Below are 22,823 nucleotides of genomic sequence, written 5' to 3'. Positions count from 1 at the left end.
TCATGGAGGCATGATCGTGAACACGGAAACCATCGACGAGTTTCTCGACCGCCGTTCCGCCGACGTCGAGGAAGCCGTCCGCACGGCGGCCGAGACCGAGATCCTGCCCCGCTTCCGGCACCTCGCGGAGCACGAGGTCGACCAGAAGACCGGCCCGCACGACCTGGTGACGGACGCCGACCGCAACGCCGAGCTGTACCTGACCGGGGTGCTGGGCGCCCTGCTGCCCGGCTCGATCGTCGTCGGCGAGGAGGCGGTCCACGCCGACCCCGCCGTCTACGCCGCCCTCCAGGGCGACGCGCCCGTCTGGATCGTCGACCCGGTCGACGGCACCCGCCAGTTCGTGCACGGCGACGACGGCTTCTGCACCCTGGTCGCGCTGGCCCGGCGCGGCGAACTGCTCGCCTCCTGGATCCACGCCCCGGCCCGGCGGCAGTTCGCCACCGCAGTGCGGGGCGGCGGCGCCTTCCTCGACGGCGAGCGGCTGCACGCGGGGCCGCCCGCGGCCGGCCGCGACCTGGAGGTGGCCACCTCCCACCCCGACTTCACGACCGAGGACCAGAAGCGCGCCCTGCTCGCCCTGCGGACCGACGGCGTGGCCCCCCGTCCCTGCGGCTCGGCCGGTCTGGAGTACCTCGCCGTCGCCCGGGGCCTGTTGGACGCCACCGTGTTCTCCTGGGAGGCCGCCTGGGACCACGCGGCGGGTCTGCTGCTCGTCGAGGAGGCGGGCGGCGCGCACCTGACCCTCACCGGTGAGCCGTTCCGCATCACCGGCGGCAACGCCCTGCCGTTCACCACGGCCCGCGACGAGGCCACGGCCCGGCGGATACAGGGGCTGCTGACGGCACGCTGACGCGCGCGTCGTCCGCTCGCCGTCCCGCGCGGCGGCGGGTGCGCCGTTCGCCCCCCGCCCCGTGGGTGCCGTCCCGCCCCCGGCATATCCTGATCCCCCAGAGGCCACCGGTTGACGAAGGGGTCCAAGTGCCGTCGATGCTCGATGCGGTCGTGGTGGGAGCGGGGCCGAACGGACTGACCGCTGCCGTGGAGCTGGCCCGCCGCGGATTCTCCGTGGCCCTCTTCGAGGCGCGCGACACCGTGGGCGGGGGAGCCCGCACCGAGGAGCTCACCCTGCCGGGCTTCCGGCACGACCCGTGCTCGGCCGCCCACCCGCTCGCCGTCAACTCGCCGGCGTTCCGCGCGATGCCGCTGGAACGCTACGGCCTGCGGTGGCTGCACCCCGAGCTGCCCATGGCGCACCCCTTCCCGGACGGCACGGCCGCCGTGCTGGCCCGCTCGGTCGCCGAGACGGCCGCCTCCTTCGGCCCGCGCGACGCGGGGGCGTACCGCAGGCTGGTCGAGCCGTTCCTCGCCAAGTGGGACACGCTGGTCCGGGACTTCATGTCCCTGCCCTCCAGCGGGCTGCCCCGCGACCCGGTGACCCTCGCCCGCTTCGGCCTGGCCGGCCTGCCCCCGTCGACCTGGCTGACCAGCCGGTTCCGCGACGAGCGGGCCCGGACCCTGTTCGCGGGCCTGGTCGCCCACGTCATGGCCCCGCTGAACGGCGTCGCCACCGGCGCGGTCGGCCTGGTCTTCGCCCTGTCCGCGCACGCCCGCGGCTGGCCCCTGGCCCGCGGCGGCTCCCAGGCGATCTCCGACGCCCTCGCCGCCTACCTGACCGACCTCGGCGCCAGCGTCCACACGGACTACGAGGTCAAGCGCCTCGACGACCTGCCCCCGGCCCGCGCCTACGTCTTCGACACCTCGCCCACCGCGCTCGCCCGCATCGCCGGGTTCGGCCGCTACTACGACCGGTTCCGGTACGGCCCCGCCGCCTTCAAGGTCGACTACGCCCTCGACGGTCCCGTCCCCTGGACCGCGCCCGAGGCGCGCACCGCGGGCACCGTGCAGATCGGCGCGAACAGCGCGGAGATCGGCGCCGCACTGCGCGCCGCGTCCCGCGAGGGCCGCGCCCCCGACCGGCCGTTCATGATCACCGTGCAGCCCAGCGTCGTCGACCCCACCCGGGCCCCCGAGGGCAAGCACGTGTTCTGGGCCTACGGCCACGTGCCCAACGGCTGGACCGGCGACCTCACCGACGCCCTGGAGGCCCAACTGGAGCGGTTCGCGCCGGGGTTCCGCGACCGCGTCCTGGCCCGCGCCACCGCCGGCCCCGCCGAACTCGCCGCCCGCAACGCCAACTACGTCGGCGGCGACATCGCCTCCGGCGCGGCGTCCGGGCTCCAGCTGCTGCTGCGCCCCAAGCTGTCCCTCTTCCCGTACGGCACCCCGCACCCGGCCGTCTTCCTGTGCTCCTCGGCCACCCCGCCGGGCCCCGGCGTGCACGGCATGTCCGGCCACAACGCGGCCAAGGCGGTGTGGCGGCACCTGCGCCGGCAGGGCTGACGGCGGCGCCGGCGGCCCCGGAAATGCCCGGGCGGTCCCGGCCCCGGCGGGCTAGAAAGGTCCCATGACCACCCTCACCCTCGTCCAGGGCGACATCACCCGGCAGTCCGTCGACGCGATCGTCAACGCCGCCAACTCCTCCCTGCTCGGCGGCGGAGGCGTCGACGGCGCCATCCACCGCCGCGGCGGCCCCGACATTCTCGAGGAGTGCCGCCGGCTGCGCGCCTCCCGGTACGGCCGGGGCCTGCCCACCGGCCGGGCGGTCGCCACCACCGCCGGGAACCTGGACGCGCGCTGGGTGATCCACACCGTCGGCCCCGTCTGGTCGGACACCGAGGACCGCTCCGCGCTGCTGGCCTCCTGCTACCGCGAGTCCCTGCGCGTCGCCGACGAGCTGGGCGCCCGCACGGTGGCGTTCCCGGCCATTTCCACCGGTGTCTACGGCTGGCCGCTCGACGACGGGGCCCGCATCGCCGTCGAGACGGTACGGGCCACGGACACGGCCGTCGAGGAGGTCCGCTTCGTCCTCTTCGACCAGCGGGCCCACGACGCCTTCGCCCGCCAGGCCGGCTGACGGACCACCTCGCCCGGGTCGGAGCCCCTCCCTGGACCGGCTGCCACCTCAAGGAGCGGTTGCGCGCACAGAGTTGAAATCCGGTCAGGTCGGCGCGTTGATGGTCGTTTCATCAACACAATCGGACAAGATCTGACCTGCCGCACTCCGCAGCGCCGCACTGTCCGCCCCGAGGGAGGCCACGGTCATGCCGCACCCCCACGTGTCACCCGTGCACCGTTCCGTCAGCCGCCGCCGTCTGCTGGAGGGGTCCGCCGCCGCGCTCGGCGCCCTCGCCCTGTCCGCGCCGACCGGCGGCCGGCCCGCCCGGGCCGCGGAGCCCGGACCGGAGTGGAACGGCCGCATCGACCTCTTCCGGGTCGGCACCCAGCCCCCGCACACCACCCTCATGCCGTACGCCGACCTCGCCCAGGCCCTGGCCGCCGACCGCACCCGCTCGCCGTACCGCCTGAGCCTGGACGGCACGTGGAAGTTCGCCCACGCCGACCGCCCCGACGACCGGGACCCCGACTTCCACCGCACCGACCTCGACGACTCCGGCTGGGACACGATCCCGGTCCCCTCGGCCTGGCAGCTCCACGGCTACGACCGCCCGATCTACGTCAACATCACCTACCCCTGGTGGGGTCCCAACGGCCTCGGCGAGAACGCCCAGCCGCCGGCCGCGCCGACCCGCTTCAACCCCGTCGGCCAGTACCGGCGCACCTTCACGGTGCCCCGCGGCTGGGCGGGCCGGCGGACCTTCCTGCACTTCGAGGGCGTGAAGTCGGCGCACTACGTGTGGATCAACGGCACCCTGGTCGGCTACAGCGAGGACTCCTACACCCCCGCCGAGTACGACATCACCGCCCACCTCAGGCCGGGCACCAACCGGATCGCCGTCGAGGTGTACCGCTTCTCCGACGGCGACTGGCTGGAGGACCAGGACATGATCCGGCTGAGCGGCATCTTCCGCTCGGTCTACCTCTACTCCACCCCCGCCGTGCACCTGCGCGACTTCCGGCTGCAGACCCCCCTCGGCGACGACCACACCTCCGCCGAGCTGAAGGTCACCGCGCACGTCCGCGACTACGGCGGCCACGGCGCCGGCCGCTACACCGTGGAGACCCAGCTCTACGACGCCCGCGGGCACGCCGTGTGGCCGCGCCCGCTCCAGCAGTCCCTCGACGTCCCCGACGGCGCCGAGGCCACCGCCGAGGCGGCCCGCGCCGTCCCCGCGCCCAAGCTCTGGTCGGCCGAGGAACCCCACCTCTACACCGCCGTCCTCCAGCTGCGCGACCCGGCGGGCCGGGTGACCGAGACCCTCTCCCACCGCGTCGGCCTGCGCGAGTTCGCCCTGAAGGACGGGCTGATGCGCATCAACGGCAAGCCGGTCTCCTTCCGCGGCACCAACCGCCACGAGATGCACCCCGAGCGCGGCTCCGCCCTCACCCGGGCGGACCTGGTGAAGGACATCACGCTCATCAAGCGCCTGAACATCAACAGCGTCCGCACCTCGCACTACCCCAACAACCCGCTGTGGCTCGAACTCGCCGACGAGTACGGCCTGTACCTGGTCGACGAGACCAACCTGGAGACCCACGGCATCCGCGGCGAGTACCCCGGCGACCACGCCGAGTGGACCCGCGCCTGCGTGGCCCGCGCCCAGAACATGGTCCACCGCGACAAGAACCACGCCTCGGTCGTCATCTGGTCGCTCGGCAACGAGGCCGGCGGCGGCAGCACCTTCACCGCCATGCACGAGTGGATCCGCTCCTACGACCCGACCCGTGTCATCCAGTACGAGGGCGACGACCGCCCCGGCATCAGCGACATCCGCTCCGAGATGTACGACACCCCCGCGCGCGTCGAGGCCCGCGCCCTGGACACCGCCGACACCCGCCCGTACGTGATGATCGAGTACTCCCACGCGATGGGGAACTCCAACGGCAACTTCAAGACGTACTGGGACGTCGTACGCCGCCACGACGTGCTCCAGGGCGGCTGGATCTGGGACTTCGTCGACCAGGCCCTCAGCTGGCCCACACCCACCCGCAAGCTGCTCACCGAGACCGGCCCGGCCCGGCTGCGCGGCGAGGTCATGGCCCCCAGCGGCGGCTTCGACCGGCACCGGGGCGTCTCCGGCGGCACGGTCTTCGCCCGCGACCCGCGCCTGGACCTCACCGGGTCCCTCACCCTGGAGGCCTGGGTCACCCCGCACGTCACCGGCTACCACCAGCCGATCCTCGCCAAGGGCGACACCCAGTACGCGCTGAAGCAGACCAACGGGACGCTGGAGTTCTTCATCCACGGCGACGGCCAGTGGATCACCGCCGGCTGGACGCTGCCCGAGGACTGGACCGGCCGCGAGCACCACGTCGCCGGGGTCTTCGACGCGGACGCGGGCACCCTCACCCTCCACGTCGACGGCGTGGTGCGCGCCACCCGCACCACCACCCGGCGGCCCGGCAGCACCACCGCCCCGCTCGCGCTGGCCACCGACGTCGACAACCCCACCCGGGAGTTCAGCGGCACGATCCGCGCGGCCCGCGTGTACTCCCGCGCGCTCGGCGCCGCCGAACTGGCCTCCGGCCGGCGCGGCCCCGGCGACGAGGGCGTGCGCTTCTGGTTCGACGCCGCCACGGTCCGGTTCACCGAGAAGCGGCCCCGCGCGAAGACCTTCCTCGCCTACGGCGGCGACTGGGGCGACAACCCCAACGACGGCGCCTTCTCCGGCGACGGCATCGTCACCGCCGACCGCGGCCACACCGGCAAGGCCGCGGAGGTCAAGCAGGTCTACCAGGCGATCCAGGTCACCCCCGCCGCGGGCGGCCCCGGCGCGGTCCGGCTCACCAACGAGTACCTGTTCACCGACCTCCGCCGGTTCGACAGCCGGTGGTCCCTGGTCGCCGACGGCAAGGTCGTCCAGCACGGCAGCCTCACCCGCGAGCAACTGGACGTCGCCCCGCTGTCCCACAAGGACGTCACGCTGCCCGTACGGCTGCCGCGCGACGCGAAGCCCGGCACCGAGTACTTCCTCCAGCTCTCCTTCACCACCAGGCGGGCCACCCCCTGGGCGAAGGCCGGCTTCGAGGTGGCCAAGCAGCAACTCCCGCTCGACGCGGGCGTCCCGGCCGTGACCCCCGCCCCGCTGAGAAGCGTCCCGGCGCTGCGCCACCAGGAGCGGGACAAGACCGTCGAGGTCACCGGCCGGGACTTCTCGGTCGTGATCGACAAGCGCGGCGGCACCCTCGCGTCGTACGAGGCGGGCGGCCGCCGGCTGATCACCTCCGGCCCGGTGCCTAACTTCTGGCGCGCGCCCACCGACAACGACCGGGGCAACGGCCAGCACACCCGCAACCAGACCTGGCGGGACGCCGGAGCGGCCCGCACCGTCACCGGCGTCCGGGTCGGCCCGCTGGCCGACCGGGCCGTACGGGTCGAGGTGACCGGCACCCTGCCCACCACCGTCGCCTCCACCTGGTCCACCACGTACACCGTCTTCGGCAACGGCGAGATCAAGGTCGACCACACCCTGCACCCCGGCGCCGGACTGCCCTACCTCCCCGAGGTCGGCGCCCTGCTGTTCCTGCCGCGCCGCCTGGACCGCCTGCACTACTACGGCCGCGGCCCCGAGGAGAACCACTGGGACCGCAACAACGGCACCGACGTGGGCCTGTACTCCGGCACCGTCGCCGCCCAGTGGAGCGGCTACCTGCGCCCGCAGGAGAACGGCAACAAGACCGACGTGCGCTGGGCGGCGCTGACCGACGCCGACGGGCGCGGCCTGCTTGTCAGCGGCGAGCCGCTGCTGGAGGTCAACGCCTCCCACTTCACCCCGGAGGACCTCTCGGTCGGCGCCCGCCACGACTACCAGCTCACGCCCCGCGACGCGGTCGTGCTGCGGGTCAACCACCGGCAGATGGGCGTCGGCGGCGACAACAGCTGGGGCGCCCACACCCACGACGAGTACAAGCTGTTCGCGGACCGCGCCTACGCCTACACCTACCGGCTGCGGCCGCTGACCGACCTGGCGGACGCCATGGCGGCCGCGCGCCGGCCCACCGCGGCGCGGTAGCGCGGGGCGCGCCGGGAACAGCGGGAGGCCCGGTTCCGTTCCCCGTTCGGTGTGACGCCCCGCACGCCCGGATGATCTCTGTGGCGGCGGGTGCCGAACAGCGGAACAATCCACCACGGAACGGGAAACGGACCGGTCCACATCCCGAGGGAAGGGGAAGCCACCCATGGCCGAGCAGGACGAACGCTTCGACGTCGTGGTCCTCGGCGCCGGCCCCGGCGGCTATGTGGCCGCCGTCCGCGCCGCCCAGCTGGGCAAGCGCGTCGCGGTCGTCGAGGAGAAGTACTGGGGCGGCGTCTGCCTGAACGTGGGCTGCATCCCCACCAAGGCCCTGCTGCGCAACGCCGAACTGGCGCACATCGTCACGCGCGAGGCCAAGACCTTCGGCATCAAGGTCGACGGGCAGGTCTCCTTCGACTACGGCGAGGCGTTCCGCCGCAGCCGCAAGGTCGCCGACGGCCGGGTCAAGGGCGTCCACTACCTGATGAAGAAGAACAAGATCACCGAGTTCGACGGCCGCGGCACGTTCCTCGACGACCACACCCTCCAGGTCACGGGCTACGACGGCAACACCCGCACACTCGGCTTCGACCACTGCATCATCGCCACCGGCGCCACGCCGAGGCTGCTGCCCGGCACCAAGCGCAGCGCGCGCGTGGTGACGTACGAGGAGCAGATCCTCGCCGACGACCTGCCGCGGTCGATCGTCATCGCGGGCGCCGGCGCGATCGGCATCGAGTTCGCCTACGTCCTGCACAACTACGGCGTGAAGGTCACCATCGTCGAGTTCCTGGACCGGGTGACGCCGCTGGAGGACGCCGAGGTCTCCGCCGAACTCGCCCGCCAGTACCGCAAGCTGGGCATCGACGTGCTCACCTCCACCCGGGTCGAGAGCATCGACGAGTCCGGGCCGCAGGTCCGGGTCACCGTCACCGCCAAGGACGGCTCCCAGCAGGTCCTGGAGGCCGACAAGGTCCTCCAGGCGATCGGCTTCGCCCCCAACGTCACCGGCTACGGCCTGGAGAACACCGGTGTGAAGCTCACCGACCGCGGCGCCATCGACGTCGACGGCCGCTGCCGCACCTCCGTCCCGCACCTGTTCGCCATCGGCGACGTCACCGCCAAGCTGATGCTCGCGCACGCCGCCGAGGCGATGGGCGTGATCGCCGCCGAGACGATCGCCGACGCCGAGACCATGGAGCTGGACTACGCCATGATCCCGCGCGCCACCTACTGCCAGCCGCAGGTCGCCAGCTTCGGCTACACCGAGGCGCAGGCCCGCGAGCTCGGACACGACGTCAAGGTCGCCAAGTTCCCGTTCACCGCCAACGGCAAGTCGCACGGCCTCGGCGACACCACCGGCTTCGTCAAGCTGATCAGCGACGCCAAGTACGGCGAGCTGCTCGGCGGCCACCTCATCGGCCCGGACGTCACCGAGCTGCTGCCCGAGCTGACCCTGGCCCAGCAGTGGGACCTCACCGTGCACGAGGTCGCCCGCAACGTCCACGCCCACCCGACGCTGGGCGAGGCCGTCAAGGAAGCCGTGCACGGCCTGGCCGGCCACATGATCAACATGTGACGCCCGCCGGCGGGGCCGCTCACCCGAACGGCCCCGCCGCGCTCGCCCCCGCCGCGCGCCCGGGATCTCCTGCAACGGACCCCACGTCCCACGGGAAGGGAGCGCCGTCGATGGTCTCCGGACCGCACCCCGCGCCCGGCGAGCCGCAGGGCGAGATCGGCACCGCCTGGTCGGTCCCGCGCGGCGGACCCCCTCCGCCCGCTCCGCCGCCACCTCCCGCGCCCCCCGACGGCGGGGGCGCCGCCCTGGCCGCCGTGCTGATGCTGTGCAGCGGCCTGCTCGCCGTGCTCCAAGGCGTGGCCGCGGTCGCCGGGGACGACGTCTACGCCCGCACCGGCGCCTACGCCTATCGGCTCGGCCTCGCCGGCTGGGGCTGGATCCACCTCACCCTCGGCGCGCTCCTCGCCCTGGCCGGCGCCGGTGTCCTCAGGGGCGTCGCACGGGCCCGCACGGCCGGCGTCGTCCTGGCCGGCCTCGGGCTCGTCGCCCAGTTCCTGTTCCTGCCCTACGAGCCGCTGTGGTCGGTGGTGGTGATGGGCCTGGACCTGTTCGTGATCCGGGCGCTGGTGGTCGCCCCGCGGCACCGAGGCTGAGGGCGCGCCTGGTCACGGAAGGTCGATGTCGTGATCCTGCCAGCCAGGTGCGGGCCCGGTGCCCGATGCTGGACGCATGCAGAACGGGATGCACACCGACCGGGAGCACTGCGTACGCGCCGTGCAGTCCAAGGACGCGCGGTTCGACGGCTGGTTCTTCACCGCCGTCCTCACCACCCGCATCTACTGCCGGCCGAGCTGCCCCGTGGTACCGCCCAAGCCCGAGAACATGACGTTCTACGCCAGCGCCGCCGCCTGCCAGCAGGCCGGCTTCCGGGCCTGCAAGCGCTGCCGCCCCGACACCAGCCCCGGCTCCCCGGAGTGGAGCGGCCGGGCCGACGTGGTCGCCCGCGCCATGCGGCTGATCGCCGACGGCGTCGTGGACCGCGAGGGCGTGCCCGGCCTCGCCGCCCGCCTCGGCTACAGCACCCGCCAGGTCGAGCGGCACCTGCGCGCCGAGCTGGGCGCCGGCCCGCTCGCCCTGGCCCGCGCCCAGCGCGCCCAGACCGCCCGCGTCCTCATCGAGACGACCCGGCTGCCGCTCGCCGACGTGGCGTTCGCGGCGGGCTTCTCCTCCGTCCGCAGCTTCAACGACACCGTGCGCGAGGTCTTCGCCCTGTCCCCGACCGCACTGCGCGCCCGGCTCCCGAAGCACGACCGCGCCGCCCCGGCCGCCCCCGGCACGCTGCAGCTCCGCCTGCCCTTCCGCGCCCCGCTGCACCCCGACAACCTCTTCGGGCACCTCGCGGCGACCGCCGTACCCGGCGTCGAGGAGTGGCGGGACGGCGCGTACCGGCGCACGCTGCGGCTGCCCTACGGCCACGGGATCGTCGCGCTCGCCCCGGCCCCCGACCACGTGGCCTGCCGCCTCACCCTCGCCGACCTGCGCGACCTCACCGTGGCCATCAGCCGCTGCCGCCGCCTGCTCGACCTGGACGCCGACCCGGTCGCCGTCGACGACCAGCTGCGCACCGACCCGCAGCTCGCGCCGCTGGTCGACAAGGCACCCGGCCGCCGGGTGCCGCGCACCGTGGACGAGGCCGAGTTCGCGGTCCGCGCGGTGCTCGGCCAGCAGGTCTCCACCGCCGCCGCCCGCACCCACGCGGCCCGCCTGGTCACCGCCCACGGCGACCCGGTCGACGACCCCGCGGGCGGCCTCACCCACCTCTTCCCCGAACCGGCCGCGCTGGCCGCCGTGGACCCCGGCACCCTGGCCATGCCCGCCACCCGCCGCGCCACCCTGACCGGCCTGGTCGACCGGCTGGCCGACGGCAGCCTGCACCTGGGCGTCGAGAGCGACTGGGCCGAGGCCCGCGCCACGCTCCTCGCGCTGCCCGGGTTCGGGCCGTGGACCGTCGAGGTCATCGCCATGCGGGCCCTCGGCGACCCCGACGCCTTCCTGCCCACCGACCTCGGGGTGCGTGCCGCGGCCCGCCGGCTCGGCCTGCCGGCCACGCCCGCCGCGCTCACCGCCCGTGCGGCGGCCTGGCGCCCCTGGCGGGCGTACGCCGTGCAGCACCTGTGGGCGACCGACAGCCACCCGATCAACTTCCTTCCCGCCTGAGGACAACCGCGTGAAAGCCCACACCGTCATCGACAGCCCCTACGGCCCGCTGACCCTCGTCGCCGACGACGGCGTCCTGTGCGGCCTCTACATGACCGACCAGCGCCACCGCCCGCCCGAGGAGAGCTTCGGCCCGCCCGACCACACCCCGTTCGCCGAGGCAGAGGAGCAACTGGAAGCCTACTTCGCGGGCGAGTTGACCGAGTTCACCCTCGAACTGCGCCTGCACGGAACCCCGTTCCAGCGCTCCGTCTGGACCGCCCTGCGCGCCATCCCCTACGGCGAGACCCGCACCTACGGCCAACTCGCCGCGCTCCTCGGCCAACCGACCGCCTCCCGCGCGGTGGGCCTCGCCAACGGCAAGAACCCCGTCGGGATCGTCGTCCCCTGCCACCGGGTCATCGGCGCGAGCGGCGGCCTCACCGGCTACGGCGGCGGCCTGGACCGCAAGCGCCGCCTGCTGGACTTCGAACGGGGCGCGACACCGGCCCTGTTCTAGGGGTGTCTCGTCGGCCAGGCCGGGCTCGCGGCGCCCGGCACCGCGCCTCGCCGCGTTGTCGTCGGTTGGCGATACTCCGCATCGCCGCCCTCCTCCGCCTTGCGATGCACGGCACCGGACGCCGCTCCCTGATCCGGCCTGGCCGACGAGACACCCCTAGGCGGTGTCCTGCGCGGCCAGCTCCCGCAGCAGCCGGGGCAGCGCGGTGCCGATCGGCTCGCGCACCACCTCGTCCGCGAGGTCGTCGTAGGGGGTCGGCTCGGCGTTGACGACGACCAGCCGGGCGCCGTGGTCGACCGCGACCCCGGCCAGGCCCGCGGCCGGCTGCACCTGCAGGCTGGTCCCGACGGCGAGGAAGACGTGGCACGCCTTGGTGATGGCGACCGCCTCGGCGAGGACCGCCGGGTCGAGCCGCTCGCCGAACATCACGGTGGCTGGCTTCAGCACACCGCCGCACTCCAGGCACGGCGGGTCGTCCTCGCCGGCCTCGACCCGCGCCAGGGCGTCGCGCATCGGGCCGCGCGCGTGACAGTGGGTGCACACCACGCTCCGGGCGCTGCCGTGCAGTTCGAGCACCTTGCGGGCGGGCATCCCGGCGAGCTGGTGCAGCCCGTCCACGTTCTGCGTGATCACCCGCACCGGCACCCCGGACCGCTCCAGCTCGGTGACGGCCCGGTGCGCGGCGTTCGGCTCGGCGCCCAGCGCCCCGGCGTCGCGCCGCATGAGCCACGCGCGGCGCCGGACGTCCGGATCGGCCATGTAGAAGGAGTGGGTGACGAGCTTCTCCGCCTCCGGGTCCCGGCGCCACAGTCCGCCGGGGCCGCGGTAGTCCGGGATCCCGGAGTCGGTGGAGATGCCCGCCCCGCTCAGCAGGGCCACGAGTGGCTTGCTCATGGGGCGAGGGTAGGGCGGTGCGTCCGGCCACGGCGAACGGATATCCACGCGCGGACCCGGGGTGTTACCGTCCCGGCATGGCCAAGGTCACCGTCTCCCTGGACGCCCGGCTCGTCGTCGAGGTCATGGTCCTCGCCGGCGTCGGCAACCCCCAGGACGCCGTCGAACTCGTGGTCCGCGACTACATCGAGCGCGGCCACCGCACGGAGGCGCGGACCGCCGCCCGTGACGAGGGACTGCGCGAGGTCGACCTCAAGCCGCGCGACGTCGAGGGCTGACCCCCGTCCTAGGGGGCGGCCCCCTAGCGCCACCCGGCGTCAGCCGACCGGCCGCCCGCTCTCCAGCTCCAGCGGGCCCGAGCCGTCGGCGAGGGCGTCCAGCGCGGCCAGGACGCGCCGGCCGAGGCTGCCCAGCAGGTGGTCGGGGAGGTCCTCGCGCGGCACCAGCCGCCAGGACAGCAGCTCCTCCTCCTGGAGGCGGATCGCCTTGAGGTCGTCCTCGTCGAGCACCCCGCCGTCGTACAGGTACGCCACCAGAGGCGGCCGGTCCGTGCCCGGCACCCAGTCCACGGCCAGCAGCCGGCCGAGCTCACGGTCGAGGCCGATCTCCTCCAGGGTCTCCCGGCGGGCGCCCTGGCGCGGGCTCTCCCCGTCGTCCGACTCCACGGTGCCGCCCGGCAGCGCCCAGCCCTCGCGGTAGTTGGGCTCCACCAGCAGCACCCGCCCCTCGGCGTCCCGGAAGAGCGCGGCGGCCCCGACGAGCACGCGGGGCAGGGAAGCGATGTACGCGGCGTAGTTCTCACTGGTCACCCCGGAAGGGTAACCAGCACGCGGCCCCCCACACGGCTCCTCCGCGGCGGCGCTCGCCCCCTACGCCCCGGTGCGTGCCAACCGCACCGTCCGCTCGGCCAGTTCGCTGATCCGCACCCCGTCGAAGCCGAACACCGCACTGCGCACGGTGTCCTCCAGCGGTTCGGTCCACTGCGCCGGGATGGCCCGCGCACCGGTGAGCACCCCGGCCACCGAGCCGGCCGTCGCCCCGTTGGAGTCGGTGTCCAGACCCCCGCGCACGGTCAGCGCGATGGTGCGGGTGAAGTCGCCGTCGCCGTACAGCAGTCCCGCCGTCAGCACGGCCGCGTTGGGCACGGTGTGGATCCAGCCGAGCCCGGCCGTCTCCTCGGCCACCGTGGTGAGCGTCTCCTCCCAGGGCAGCCGCGTCGCGTGCAGGGAGAGCACCCGGCGCACCGTCCGGGCCAGGCGGCAGCTCGCCGGGACCACCGTGAGCGCCTGCTCCAGGGCGTCGCGGACGTCCGGCGCGGTGAACGCGGCGGCGATCAGCGCGGCCGCGAACATCGCCCCGTACACCCCGTTGCCGGTGTGCGAGAGCACCGCGTCCCGGCGGGCCAGGGCGGCGGCGCGGCGCGGGTCGCCCGGCGAGGTCCAGCCGAAGGCGTCGGCGCGGATCAGGGCGCCGATCCACTCCTGGTAGGGGTTGTCGTACGTGGCCGTCAGCGGCGGCTTGAGCCCGTTCGCGAGGTTGCGGTACGCGGCCCGCTCCGCGGTGAAGGTCTGCAGGTACGGCAGCCGCAGCAGCCACAGGTCGCCGACCTGCTCGGTGCTGAAGCCGAAGCCGTGCGTCTCCAGCAGGTGCAGGCCGAGGATGGCGTAGTCGACGTCGTCGTCGCGGCAGCTCCCGTGGATGCGGCCGCGCACGCACTGGCGCCACTCCGGGCGCAGCGCGCCGGCCAGGCCCTCGTCGGCGGGTTCGGGAAGGTAGTCGGTCAGCGGCAGGGCCGCCGCCCGGCGCAGGTAGCGGTCGATGCGGTCGCGCGTCCACAGGTCGCCCTGCTCGACCGGCTTGCCGAGCATGTTGCCCGCGATCCGGCCGAGCCAGCCCCCCAGGATGCGGTCGTCGAGCTCCGGCTCGGTGCCCACAGGGGTCATGGGAAGGGTGTACCCGGTACGGGCCCACCCGTGCCCCCGGGGTGCGTACGGCCGTCTCGGGGCGCCGGTGCGGGGCCTGTCCAGGGTCCGGGCAGGGCATGACGGCGGGGGCGTCGTGAGGTTAAGGTCACTGCGGCGCGACTGGCCCTGACGTGCGCGGGGCCCGGAGAGCAAGGGGATGACCAGGTGGCGGAGGCTTCTGGACGCGGCACCCGACGGGTGCTCGTGGCCGCGGACAAGTTCAAGGGGTCGCTGACGGCCGTGCAGGTCGCCGAGCGGGTCACGGCGGGGCTGCGGCGGGTCGTGCCGGACGTGGAGGTCGAGGCGCTGCCCGTCGCCGACGGCGGCGACGGCACGGTGGACGCGGCGGTCGCCGCCGGGTTCGAGCGCCGCGAGGTGCGGGTCGCCGGGCCCCTCGGGGACGAGGTGACGGCCGCGTTCGCGCTGCGCGGCGACACGGCGGTCGTGGAGATGGCGGAGGCGAGCGGTCTGCAGCGGCTGCCGGAGGGCGTGTTCGCACCGCTCACGGCGTCGACGTACGGCTCCGGGGAACTGCTGCGGGCCGCGCTGGACGCCGGGGTGCGCACGATCGTGTTCGGCGTCGGGGGGAGCGCGACGACCGACGGCGGCGCGGGCATGCTGTCCGCGCTCGGGGCGCGCTTCCTGGACGCCCACGGCGAGCCGGTGGCGCCCGGCGGGGGCGGCCTCGCCGAGGTGGCCCGGGCCGACCTGTCCGGCCTCGACCCGCGCCTTCGGTCCGTGGACCTGGTCCTCGCGAGCGACGTCGACAACCCGCTGACCGGACCGAAGGGCGCACCGGCGGTCTACGGCCCGCAGAAGGGCGCCTCGCCGGACGACGTGGCGGCCCTGGACGCGGCGCTCTCGCGCTACGTGGAGGTGCTGGAGGCGGCGCTCGGGTCGCGGGCCGCCGCGCACGCGGCGTCGCCGGGTGCCGGTGCCGCGGGCGGCATCGGGTACGGGGCGCTGCTGCTCGGCGCGCGGTTCCGGGCCGGGATCGAGGTCATGCTCGACGTGCTGGGCTTCGCGCCGGCGCTGGATCGGGCGGAGCTGGTGATCACCGGCGAGGGGTCGCTGGACCGGCAGACGCTGCACGGGAAGGCACCGGCGGGCGTGGCGACGGCCGCGCGGGCCGCCGGCAAGGAGGTCGTCGCGGTGTGCGGCCGGCTGGCCCTGCCGCCGGAGGAGCTGGGGCGGGCCGGGATCCGGCGGGCGTACCCGCTGACCGACGCCGAGCCCGACGTGGCGCGGTGCATCGCCGAGGCCGGACCGATCCTGGAGCGGGTCGCCGAGCGGATCGGGCACGACTTCCTGACCTGAGCCCGCACCTTCGGCCCCCCGCCGACGGCGCCGTACGGTGGACCCATGGATGTCTCGAACGCCCTCGGGGAGTTCCTGCGGGCCCGGCGGGCGCTGGTGCGCCCCGAGGACGTGGGGCTGCGCGGCGGGGGGATCCGGAGGGTGCCGGGGCTGCGGCGCGAGGAGGTCGCGCTGCTCGCCGGCATCAGCTCCGACTACTATCTGCGCCTCGAGCAGGGCCGGGACCGCAACCCCTCAGTCCAGGTGCTGCGCTCCGTCGCGCGGGTGCTGCGCCTGGACACCGGCGCCACCGAGCACCTGCTCGCGCTGGCCCGGCCCCCGGGCGCGCCCCGCTCACCGGCCGCCCCGCGGGCGGCCGACGCGGTGCCCGCGAGTGTCCGCGGGCTCATCGACGGCTGGACCCGCAACCCCGCCTACGTCCAGAACCGGTACGCCGACGCCCTCGCCGTCAACCGGCTGGCGACCGCCCTGTCCCCGAACTACACCCCCGGCGTGAACCTGCTGCGCGCCGTCTTCCTCGACCCCGCCGAGCGCGCGCTGCGCCGGGACTGGGAGGAGCTGACCGAGGAGGGCGTCGCCGTGCTGCGCGGTGCCGTGGGGCCCGACCTGGACGGGCCGCGGCTCAGGGAGCTGGTGGCCGAGCTGTCCGCGGCCAGCGAGCGTTTCCGGCGGCTGTGGGAGCGGCACGACGTGCAGCCGCGGCGCGGGCGGATCAGCAGGCTCCGGCACCCGGAGGTCGGCGACCTGGAGCTGCACTCGAACAAGCTGTCGATCGACGGTACCGACGGGCTCACCCTGGTCGTCTTCCACGCCGAGCCCGGGAGCCCCAGCGAGGAGCGCCTGGAGGCGCTCGGCGCCCCCGCCACGGCCCCCTGAGCCGCCCCGGCCTCCGGTCGGGCCCGCCCGGTCCGGACGACGAGGGGCCCCGGACCGTACAGGTCCGGGGCCCCTCATGTCGTACGACGGCGGCCGCTACGGGAGCTGGGCCGCCCGCGCCTCGCGGCGGTTGTCGCGGAACGTGTTCACCCGGCGGGCCGTGGCGAACAGCGGGATCACCGCTCCCATGACGAGCTGCAGCGCGCAGCCGGTCTGCAGCAGCAGCTGACCGCTCGGGGCGTCGAACGCCCAGGCCGCCAGCAGGCCCATCGACAGCACGATCCAGCCGAGCATCGCGCCGGCCAGGCGGCCCCGGGGCTTGGGGTACTCCACCCGGCTCACCATGAGCCAGGCCGTGCCGATGATGGCGAGCAGCGTCGCCACGAACGGCAGCTCCAGCAGCACGATGGAGACCACCGTGAGCGCGCCGAACGGCGAGGGCATGCCCTGGAACATGCCGTTCGGCGGCGTCACGCACGAGAAGCGCGCGAGTCTGAGCACCACGGCGAGCAGCACGACGATCGCGCCGACCGCCGCCACCCGCTGGTGCGCGTCGTCGGCGACCATGCCGTAGACCAGGACGAAGTAGGCCGGGGCCAGACCGAAGCTGATCAGGTCCGAGAGGTTGTCCAGCTCCGCGCCCATGGGGGAGGAGCGCAGCTTCCTCGCCACCAGCCCGTCGAAGAGGTCGAAGACCGCCGCGCAGAGCATCAGGATGACCGCCGTGGCCGCGCTGTGGCGGGCCATGCCGGCCTCCTGGTCACCCGTGAGGTGGGGGATCAGGATGCCCGTGGTGGTGAAGTACACCGCCATGAAGCCGCACGTGGCGTTGCCCAGTGTGAGGGTGTCCGCTATCGACAGGCGCAGCGAGAGGGGCATCTCCTCGTCGTCCGCGTCGTCGGCCTCGGGTACCCAGCCCGCCTGCGTCTCCGGGTCAATCACGGTCAATGCGAGTCACCCCAGCCACGGTCTTCTGGCCGACCTCGACCGCGACCTCCACGCCCTCGGGCAGGTAGAGGTCCACGCGCGAGCCGAACCGGATCAGACCGATGCGCTCGCCCTGCTCGACCTTCGTGCCCTGGGGCAGGTAGGGGACGATGCGGCGGGCGACGGCGCCGGCGATCTGGATCATCTCGATGTCACCGAGCTCGGTGTCGAAGTGCCAGACGACGCGCTCGTTGTTCTCGCTCTCCTTGTTGAACGCCGGGACGAACCCGCCCGGGATGTGCTCGACCGAGGTCACGGTGCCGGCCAGCGGGGCGCGGTTGACGTGGACGTTCAGCGGGCTCATGAAGATCGCGACCCGGGTGCGTCCGTCCTTCCACGGCATGATGCTCTGCACCACACCGTCGGCGGGGGAGATGACCCTGCCCTGAGCGATCTCGCGCTCGGGGTCGCGGAAGAACCACAGCATGCCCGCCGCGAGAGCGGTGGCGGGCACGGCGACGGCCTTGGCGGCACCCGAGCGGCGGGCGCGGACCAGGCTGACGGCCGCGGTGGCGACGGTCGGCAGAAGCCACGGCGATGCTCCGCGCGCGAGGCGTACGCCGGCGAGGCTGTCGCGAGGTGCAGAGGTTTGGCTGTGGGGCATGGATGACCTTCGTAGCGGATGGTGCCGCGCTTCGACGGGGGGACGGCGGCTTTCCGGCGATCGTAGCGGTTAACGGCCACAACTGGGTAAGCCAGGAAGCCGAGTCGGCGGCTGAGGAAGGTTGACGGGGTGTGATCTTCTTCTCGAAGAAAACACCCCCAACCCGGACATCTAGCCCTGGAACCGATACTCTTCGAGCAGCCTTCGCCCGATGATCATTTTCTGGATCTCGGCGGTGCCTTCACCGATCAGCAGCATCGGGGCCTCCCGGTAGAGGCGCTCGATCTCGTACTCCTTGGAGAAGCCGTAGCCGCCGTGGATCCGGAAGGCGTCCTCCACGACCTCCTTGCAGTACTCGGAGGCCAGGTACTTCGCCATCCCGGCCTCGAGGTCGTTTCGCTCCCCGGAGTCCTTTTTGCGTGCCGCGTTCACCATCATCGCATGCGCGGCCTCGACCTTGGTAGCCATCTCGGCCAGCTTGAACTGGATCGCCTGGTGCTGGGCGATGGGCTTGCCGAAGGTGTGGCGCTGCTGGGCGTACTGGACGCCCAGCTCGAAGGCGCGCTGGGCCACGCCGCAGCCGCGCGCCGCGACGTTGACCCGGCCGACCTCCACGCCGTCCATCATTTGGTAAAAACCGCGCCCGGTGACCCCGCCGAGCACCCGGTCGGCCGGCACCCGCAGGCCGTCCATGATCAGCTCGGTGGTGTCGACGCCCTTGTAGCCCATCTTGTCGATCTTGCCCGGGATGGTCAGACCGGGACGGACCTCGCCGAAGCCGGGCTCCTTCTCCACCAGGAAGGTCGTCATCGACCGGTGGGGCGCCGTGCCCTCGGGGTGTCCTTCGTCACTGCGCACCAGGACGGCCACGAGCGAGGAGGTGCCGCCGTTGGTCAGCCACATCTTCTGGCCGTTCAGGACGTACTCGTCGCCGTCCTTGACCGCCTTGGACGTGATGGCCGACACGTCCGAGCCGAGGCCCGGCTCCGACATCGAGAAGGCGCCGCGCACGTCGCCGGCCGCCATCCTCGGCAGGAAGTGGTCCTTCTGCTCCTGCGTGCCGTGCTGCTTGAGCATGTAGGCGACGATGAAGTGCGTGTTGATGATGCCGGACACCGACATCCACCCGCGGGCGATCTCCTCGACGCACAGCGCGTAGGTCAGGAGCGACTCGCCCAGGCCCCCGTACTCCTCGGGGATCATCAGACCGAACAGGCCCAGCTCCTTGAGCCCGTCCACGATCTGCTGCGGGTACTCGTCGCGGTGCTCCAGCTCGGTGGCGACCGGGATGATCTCCTTGTCTACGAAGTCGCGGACGGTGGAGAGGATCTCCTGCTGGACGTCGGTCAGACCGGCGGTCTGGGCGAGTCGCGCCATGACTACTTCTCCTGCTCTCGCAGCTCCGGGCGGCCGGGCTGCTCGCCGCCGCGCTCCTTGATGTACGTCTCGGTGGGCACCATCACCTTGCGGCGGAACACGCACACCAGGGTGCCGTCCTGCTTGTAGCCCTTGGTCTCGACGTGCACGATGCCGCGGTCGTCCTTCGACTTCGACGGCCACTTGTCGAGCACGGTCGTCTCGCCGTAGACGGTGTCGCCGTGGAAGGTCGGCGCCACGTGCTTCAGCGACTCGATCTCCAGGTTGGCGATGGCCTTGCCGGAGACGTCCGGCACGCTCATGCCGAGCAGCAGGGAGTAGACGTAGTTGCCCACCACGACGTTCTTGCCGAAGTCCGTCGTCTTCTCGGCGTAATTCGTGTCCAGGTGGAGCGGGTGGTGGTTCATGGTGAGGAGACAGAACAGGTGGTCGTCGTACTCCGTGACCGTCTTGCCCGGCCAGTGCTTGTACGTCGCCCCGACCTCGAACTCCTCGTAGGTGCGTCCGAACTGCATGGCGCTCAGGCCTCCGGGATCTCGAACTTGCTGGTGCGCTGCATGCCGGCGGCGCGGCCCTTGCCGGAGATGACCAGGGCCATCTTGCGGCTGGCCTCGTCGATCATCTCGTCGCCGAGCATCGCCGAGCCCTTCTTGCCGCCCGCCTCGGACGTGTAGTAGTCGTACGCGTCCAGGATCAGCTCGGCGTGGTCGTAGTCCTCCTGCGAGGGCGAGAAGACCTCGTTGGCGGCGTCGACCTGGCCGGGGTGCAGCACCCACTTGCCGTCGAAGCCCAGCGCGGCGGCGCGGCCGGCCACCTCGCGGAAGCCGTCGACGTTGCGGATCTGCAGGTAGGGACCGTCGATGGCCTGGAGGTCGTTGGCGCGGGCGGCCATCAGGATCTTCATCAGGATGTAGTGGTAGGCGTCCGCCGGGTAGCCGGGCGGCTGCTCGCCCACGACCAGCGACTTCATGTTGATCGACGCCATGAAGTCGGCCGGGCCGAAGATGATCGTCTCGATGCGCGGGGAGGCCTGCGCGATCGCGTTGACGTTGTTCAGGCCCTGCGCGTTCTCGATCTGCGCCTCGATGCCGATGCGCCCGACCTCGAAGCCCATCGTCTTCTCGATCTGGGTGAGCAGCAGGTCCAGCGCGACCACCTGCTCGGCGCTCTGCACCTTCGGCAGCATGATGCAGTCGAGGTTCGGCCCGGCGCCCTCGACGACCGTGACGACGTCGCGGTACGTCCACTCGGTGGTCCAGTCGTTGACCCGCACCACGCGCGTCTTGCCCGTCCAGTCGCCCTCGTTGAGGAACTTGACGATGGTGTGCCGCGCCTCGGGCTTGGCGAGCGGGGCGCACGCGTCCTCCAGGTCGAGGAAGACCTGGTCGGCCGGGAGGCCCTGCGCCTTCTCCAGGAAGCGCGGGTTCGAGCCCGGCACCGCCAGGCAGGAACGCCGGGGGCGAAGGCGGTTGACAGGCGTCGTCATGCGGGGACCTCCAGGGGGTCGAGCTTGTTCGCTGTCCGGATCTCGTCGACGATGCGGCCGATGATGCCGGTGATGTCGAAGTCCTTCGGGGTGAAGACCGCCGCCACACCGGCGGCCCGCAGCTGTTCGGCGTCACCGCCAGGGATGATGCCACCCGCGATCACCGGGATGTCTGTGGCTCCGGCCACACGCAGCCGCTCCAGCACGTCCGGCACGAGCTGGGCGTGCGAACCGGACAGGATCGACAGGCCCACCGCGTGCACGTCCTCGGCCAGGGCGGCGTCCACGATCTGCTCGGGCGTGAGCCGTATGCCCTGGTAGACCACCTCGAACCCGGCGTCGCGGGCCCGCACGGCGATCTGCTCGGCGCCGTTGGAGTGCCCGTCCAGGCCCGGCTTGCCGACCAGGAAGCGCAGCTTGCCCACCTCCAGCTCCTTGGCCGTCAGCTCCACCTTGCGGCGCACCTCGGCCAGCTGGGAGCCCTCCTCGGCGGGCACCGCCACGGGCGCCGAGGACACGCCGGTCGGCGCGCGGAACTCGCCGAACACCTCGCGCAGCGCCCCGGCCCACTCGCCGGTGGTGACGCCGGCGCGGGCGCACTCCAGGGTGGCCTCCATGAGGTTGTCGGTGCCGCGCGCGGCCTCCTTCAGCTTCTCCAGCGCCTTGCAGGGGCGCGGGTGGTTGAAGGGCGGCTGGTAGCGGGTGTCGCGCCAGTGCTGGAGCGAGGCGATCACCTGGGCCTCGACCGCCGGGTCGACGGTCTGGATCGCGGTGTCCAGGTCGGCCGTGAGCGGATTCGGCTCGGTGCCCTCGAAGATGTTCACACCGACGATCTTCTCCTCGCCGGACTCGATCCGCGCCCGGCGCTCCGCGTGCGAGGCCACGAGCTGCGACTTCAGGTAGCCCGACTCGACGGCGGCCAGCGCGCCGCCCATCTCCTGGATCCGCTCGATCTCCGCGAGCGAGTCCTGGACCAGTTCCTCGACCTTGGCCTCGACCACCTTCGAGCCCTCGAAGAGGTCGCCGTACTCCAGCAGGTCGCTCTCGTAGGCGAGGACCTGCTGGATGCGCAGCGACCACTGCTGGTCCCAGGGGCGGGGCAGGCCCAGCGCCTCGTTCCAGGCGGGAAGCTGCACGGCCCGGGCGCGGGCGTCCTTGGAGAGGGTCACGGCGAGCATCTCCAGCACGATGCGCTGGACGTTGTTCTCCGGCTGCGCCTCGGTCAGGCCGAGGGAGTTGACCTGGACGCCGTAGCGGAAGCGGCGGTGCTTGGGGTTCTCGATGCCGTACCGCTCGCGGGTGACCTGGTCCCAGATGCGGCCGAAGGCCCGCATCTTGCACATCTCCTCGACGAACCGGACCCCGGCGTTCACGAAGAACGAGATGCGGCCGACGACGTCCCCCATGCGCTCCTGCGGCACCTGGCCGCTGTCGCGCACGGCGTCCAGCACGGCGATCGCGGTGGACATCGCGTACGCGATCTCCTGCACCGGCGTGGCGCCCGCCTCCTGCAGGTGGTAGCTGCAGATGTTGATCGGGTTCCACTTCGGCAGGTGGGAGACCGTGTACGCGATCATGTCCGTCGTCAGGCGCAGGCTGGGCCCGGGCGGGAACACGTGCGTGCCGCGGGACAGGTACTCCTTGACGATGTCGTTCTGGGTCGTCCCCTGGAGCCGGGTGACGTCCGCGCCCTGCTCCTCGGCGACGACCTGGTAGAGCGCCAGCAGCCACATGGCGGTGGCGTTGATGGTCATCGAGGTGTTCATCTGCTCCAGGGGGATGTCCTGGAACAGCCGGCGCATGTCACCGAGGTGTGCCACCGGCACGCCGACCCGGCCGACCTCGCCGCGGGCGAGGACGTGGTCGGAGTCGTAGCCGGTCTGCGTCGGCAGGTCGAACGCCACCGACAGACCGGTCTGGCCCTTGGCGAGGTTGCGCCGGTACAGCTCGTTGGACGCCTCCGCCGTGGAGTGACCGGCGTAGGTGCGCATGAGCCAGGGCCGGTCCTTCTCCCGCCGGCCGGCGGGCTGACGCTCAGTCATGGGGGGA

General features: G+C 73.0%; 20 protein-coding genes. 11 read left to right on the top strand and 9 right to left on the bottom strand.

The genetic code is table 11. The features are described 5' to 3' along the window. Positions 1 to 10 precede the first annotated feature (10 nt). The 8 genes from E4U92_RS05325 to E4U92_RS05290 all read left to right on the top strand — a co-directional run bounded on the left by E4U92_RS05325 (position 11) and on the right by E4U92_RS05290 (position 11,269). Positions 11 to 853 carry an inositol monophosphatase family protein gene (locus tag E4U92_RS05325; RefSeq protein WP_137299076.1) on the top strand — a complete coding sequence of 281 codons (843 nt, stop codon included), beginning with the start codon at positions 11 to 13 and terminating at the stop codon, positions 851 to 853. 137 nt (positions 854 to 990) lie between these two features. Then, complete coding sequence (locus E4U92_RS05320; protein WP_137299075.1) at positions 991 to 2,403, top strand: phytoene desaturase family protein; 1,413 nt, start codon at positions 991 to 993, stop codon at positions 2,401 to 2,403. A gap of 64 nt (positions 2,404 to 2,467) precedes the next feature. Continuing rightward, positions 2,468 to 2,977, top strand: a complete 510-nt coding sequence (locus tag E4U92_RS05315; protein WP_137299074.1) for an O-acetyl-ADP-ribose deacetylase — start codon at positions 2,468 to 2,470, stop codon at positions 2,975 to 2,977. A 187-nt stretch (positions 2,978 to 3,164) separates the two neighbouring features. Next, positions 3,165 to 7,034, top strand: a complete 3,870-nt coding sequence (locus E4U92_RS05310; RefSeq protein WP_137299073.1) for a glycoside hydrolase family 2 TIM barrel-domain containing protein — start codon at positions 3,165 to 3,167, stop codon at positions 7,032 to 7,034. 166 nt (positions 7,035 to 7,200) lie between these two features. Continuing rightward, on the top strand, positions 7,201 to 8,613 hold the full coding sequence (gene lpdA, locus E4U92_RS05305; RefSeq protein WP_137299072.1) for a dihydrolipoyl dehydrogenase: 1,413 nt from the start codon (positions 7,201 to 7,203) through the stop codon (positions 8,611 to 8,613). A gap of 110 nt (positions 8,614 to 8,723) precedes the next feature. Further along, positions 8,724 to 9,206: a DUF7144 family membrane protein gene (locus E4U92_RS05300; protein ID WP_137299071.1), complete on the top strand. Its 483-nt coding sequence runs from the start codon at positions 8,724 to 8,726 to the stop codon at positions 9,204 to 9,206. Positions 9,207 to 9,294: 88 nt separating this feature from the next. After that, positions 9,295 to 10,770, top strand: a complete 1,476-nt coding sequence (locus E4U92_RS05295) for an AlkA N-terminal domain-containing protein (protein ID WP_137299490.1) — start codon at positions 9,295 to 9,297, stop codon at positions 10,768 to 10,770. A gap of 10 nt (positions 10,771 to 10,780) precedes the next feature. Beyond that, positions 10,781 to 11,269 carry a methylated-DNA--[protein]-cysteine S-methyltransferase gene (locus E4U92_RS05290; protein ID WP_137299070.1) on the top strand — a complete coding sequence of 163 codons (489 nt, stop codon included), beginning with the start codon at positions 10,781 to 10,783 and terminating at the stop codon, positions 11,267 to 11,269. A 156-nt stretch (positions 11,270 to 11,425) separates the two neighbouring features. Here E4U92_RS05290 and E4U92_RS05285 read toward each other — a convergent pair whose 3' ends face one another. Next, a complete protein-coding gene (locus tag E4U92_RS05285; RefSeq protein WP_137299069.1) occupies positions 11,426 to 12,163 on the bottom strand; it encodes an SIR2 family NAD-dependent protein deacylase in 738 nt (245 codons plus the stop codon). Between the two features lie 77 nt (positions 12,164 to 12,240). Between E4U92_RS05285 and E4U92_RS05280 the strand changes: the two genes are divergently transcribed. Beyond that, positions 12,241 to 12,441, top strand: coding sequence for a DUF2191 domain-containing protein (locus E4U92_RS05280; protein WP_137299068.1), 201 nt, complete (start codon positions 12,241 to 12,243; stop codon positions 12,439 to 12,441). A gap of 39 nt (positions 12,442 to 12,480) precedes the next feature. Here E4U92_RS05280 and E4U92_RS05275 read toward each other — a convergent pair whose 3' ends face one another. Together E4U92_RS05275 and E4U92_RS05270 are read right to left on the bottom strand one after the other, a co-directional pair. Next, a complete protein-coding gene (locus E4U92_RS05275; protein ID WP_137299067.1) occupies positions 12,481 to 12,972 on the bottom strand; it encodes an NUDIX domain-containing protein in 492 nt (163 codons plus the stop codon). 60 nt (positions 12,973 to 13,032) lie between these two features. Next, a complete protein-coding gene (locus E4U92_RS05270; RefSeq protein ID WP_137299066.1) occupies positions 13,033 to 14,106 on the bottom strand; it encodes an ADP-ribosylglycohydrolase family protein in 1,074 nt (357 codons plus the stop codon). Between the two features lie 219 nt (positions 14,107 to 14,325). Between E4U92_RS05270 and E4U92_RS05265 the strand changes: the two genes are divergently transcribed. Together E4U92_RS05265 and E4U92_RS05260 are read left to right on the top strand one after the other, a co-directional pair. After that, complete coding sequence (locus tag E4U92_RS05265) at positions 14,326 to 15,444, top strand: glycerate kinase (protein ID WP_137299489.1); 1,119 nt, start codon at positions 14,326 to 14,328, stop codon at positions 15,442 to 15,444. A 45-nt stretch (positions 15,445 to 15,489) separates the two neighbouring features. Next, entirely contained in the window at positions 15,490 to 16,320 is an 831-nt protein-coding gene (locus E4U92_RS05260) for a helix-turn-helix domain-containing protein (RefSeq protein ID WP_137299065.1), read from the top strand. Between the two features lie 96 nt (positions 16,321 to 16,416). Here the strand turns inward: E4U92_RS05260 and pssA are convergent, their stop codons facing one another. From pssA to E4U92_RS05230, 6 genes are all read right to left on the bottom strand, one after another. Next, positions 16,417 to 17,268 carry a CDP-diacylglycerol--serine O-phosphatidyltransferase gene (pssA, locus tag E4U92_RS05255; protein ID WP_067230354.1) on the bottom strand — a complete coding sequence of 284 codons (852 nt, stop codon included), beginning with the start codon at positions 17,266 to 17,268 and terminating at the stop codon, positions 16,417 to 16,419. After that, on the bottom strand, positions 17,255 to 17,911 hold the full coding sequence (locus tag E4U92_RS05250) for a phosphatidylserine decarboxylase (RefSeq protein WP_137299064.1): 657 nt from the start codon (positions 17,909 to 17,911) through the stop codon (positions 17,255 to 17,257). The genes pssA and E4U92_RS05250 overlap by 14 nt, the downstream gene beginning before the upstream one ends. A gap of 171 nt (positions 17,912 to 18,082) precedes the next feature. Then, positions 18,083 to 19,288, bottom strand: a complete 1,206-nt coding sequence (locus tag E4U92_RS05245; RefSeq protein WP_067230359.1) for an acyl-CoA dehydrogenase family protein — start codon at positions 19,286 to 19,288, stop codon at positions 18,083 to 18,085. A 2-nt stretch (positions 19,289 to 19,290) separates the two neighbouring features. Further along, positions 19,291 to 19,803, bottom strand: a complete 513-nt coding sequence (locus E4U92_RS05240) for a MaoC family dehydratase (protein ID WP_137299063.1) — start codon at positions 19,801 to 19,803, stop codon at positions 19,291 to 19,293. 5 nt (positions 19,804 to 19,808) lie between these two features. Further along, positions 19,809 to 20,774 carry an HpcH/HpaI aldolase/citrate lyase family protein gene (locus tag E4U92_RS05235; protein ID WP_137299062.1) on the bottom strand — a complete coding sequence of 322 codons (966 nt, stop codon included), beginning with the start codon at positions 20,772 to 20,774 and terminating at the stop codon, positions 19,809 to 19,811. Next, positions 20,771 to 22,816, bottom strand: coding sequence for a protein meaA (locus tag E4U92_RS05230; protein WP_137299061.1), 2,046 nt, complete (start codon positions 22,814 to 22,816; stop codon positions 20,771 to 20,773). The genes E4U92_RS05235 and E4U92_RS05230 overlap by 4 nt, the downstream gene beginning before the upstream one ends. Positions 22,817 to 22,823: the final 7 nt, after the last annotated feature.

The organism is Streptomyces galbus (genome assembly GCF_005280195.1).
In the GTDB taxonomy this organism is placed as follows: Bacteria; Actinomycetota; Actinomycetes; order Streptomycetales; family Streptomycetaceae; genus Streptomyces; species Streptomyces galbus.
The sequence above is the reverse complement of the archived record's forward strand: the minus strand, read 5'-3'. Positions and strand labels throughout refer to the sequence as shown.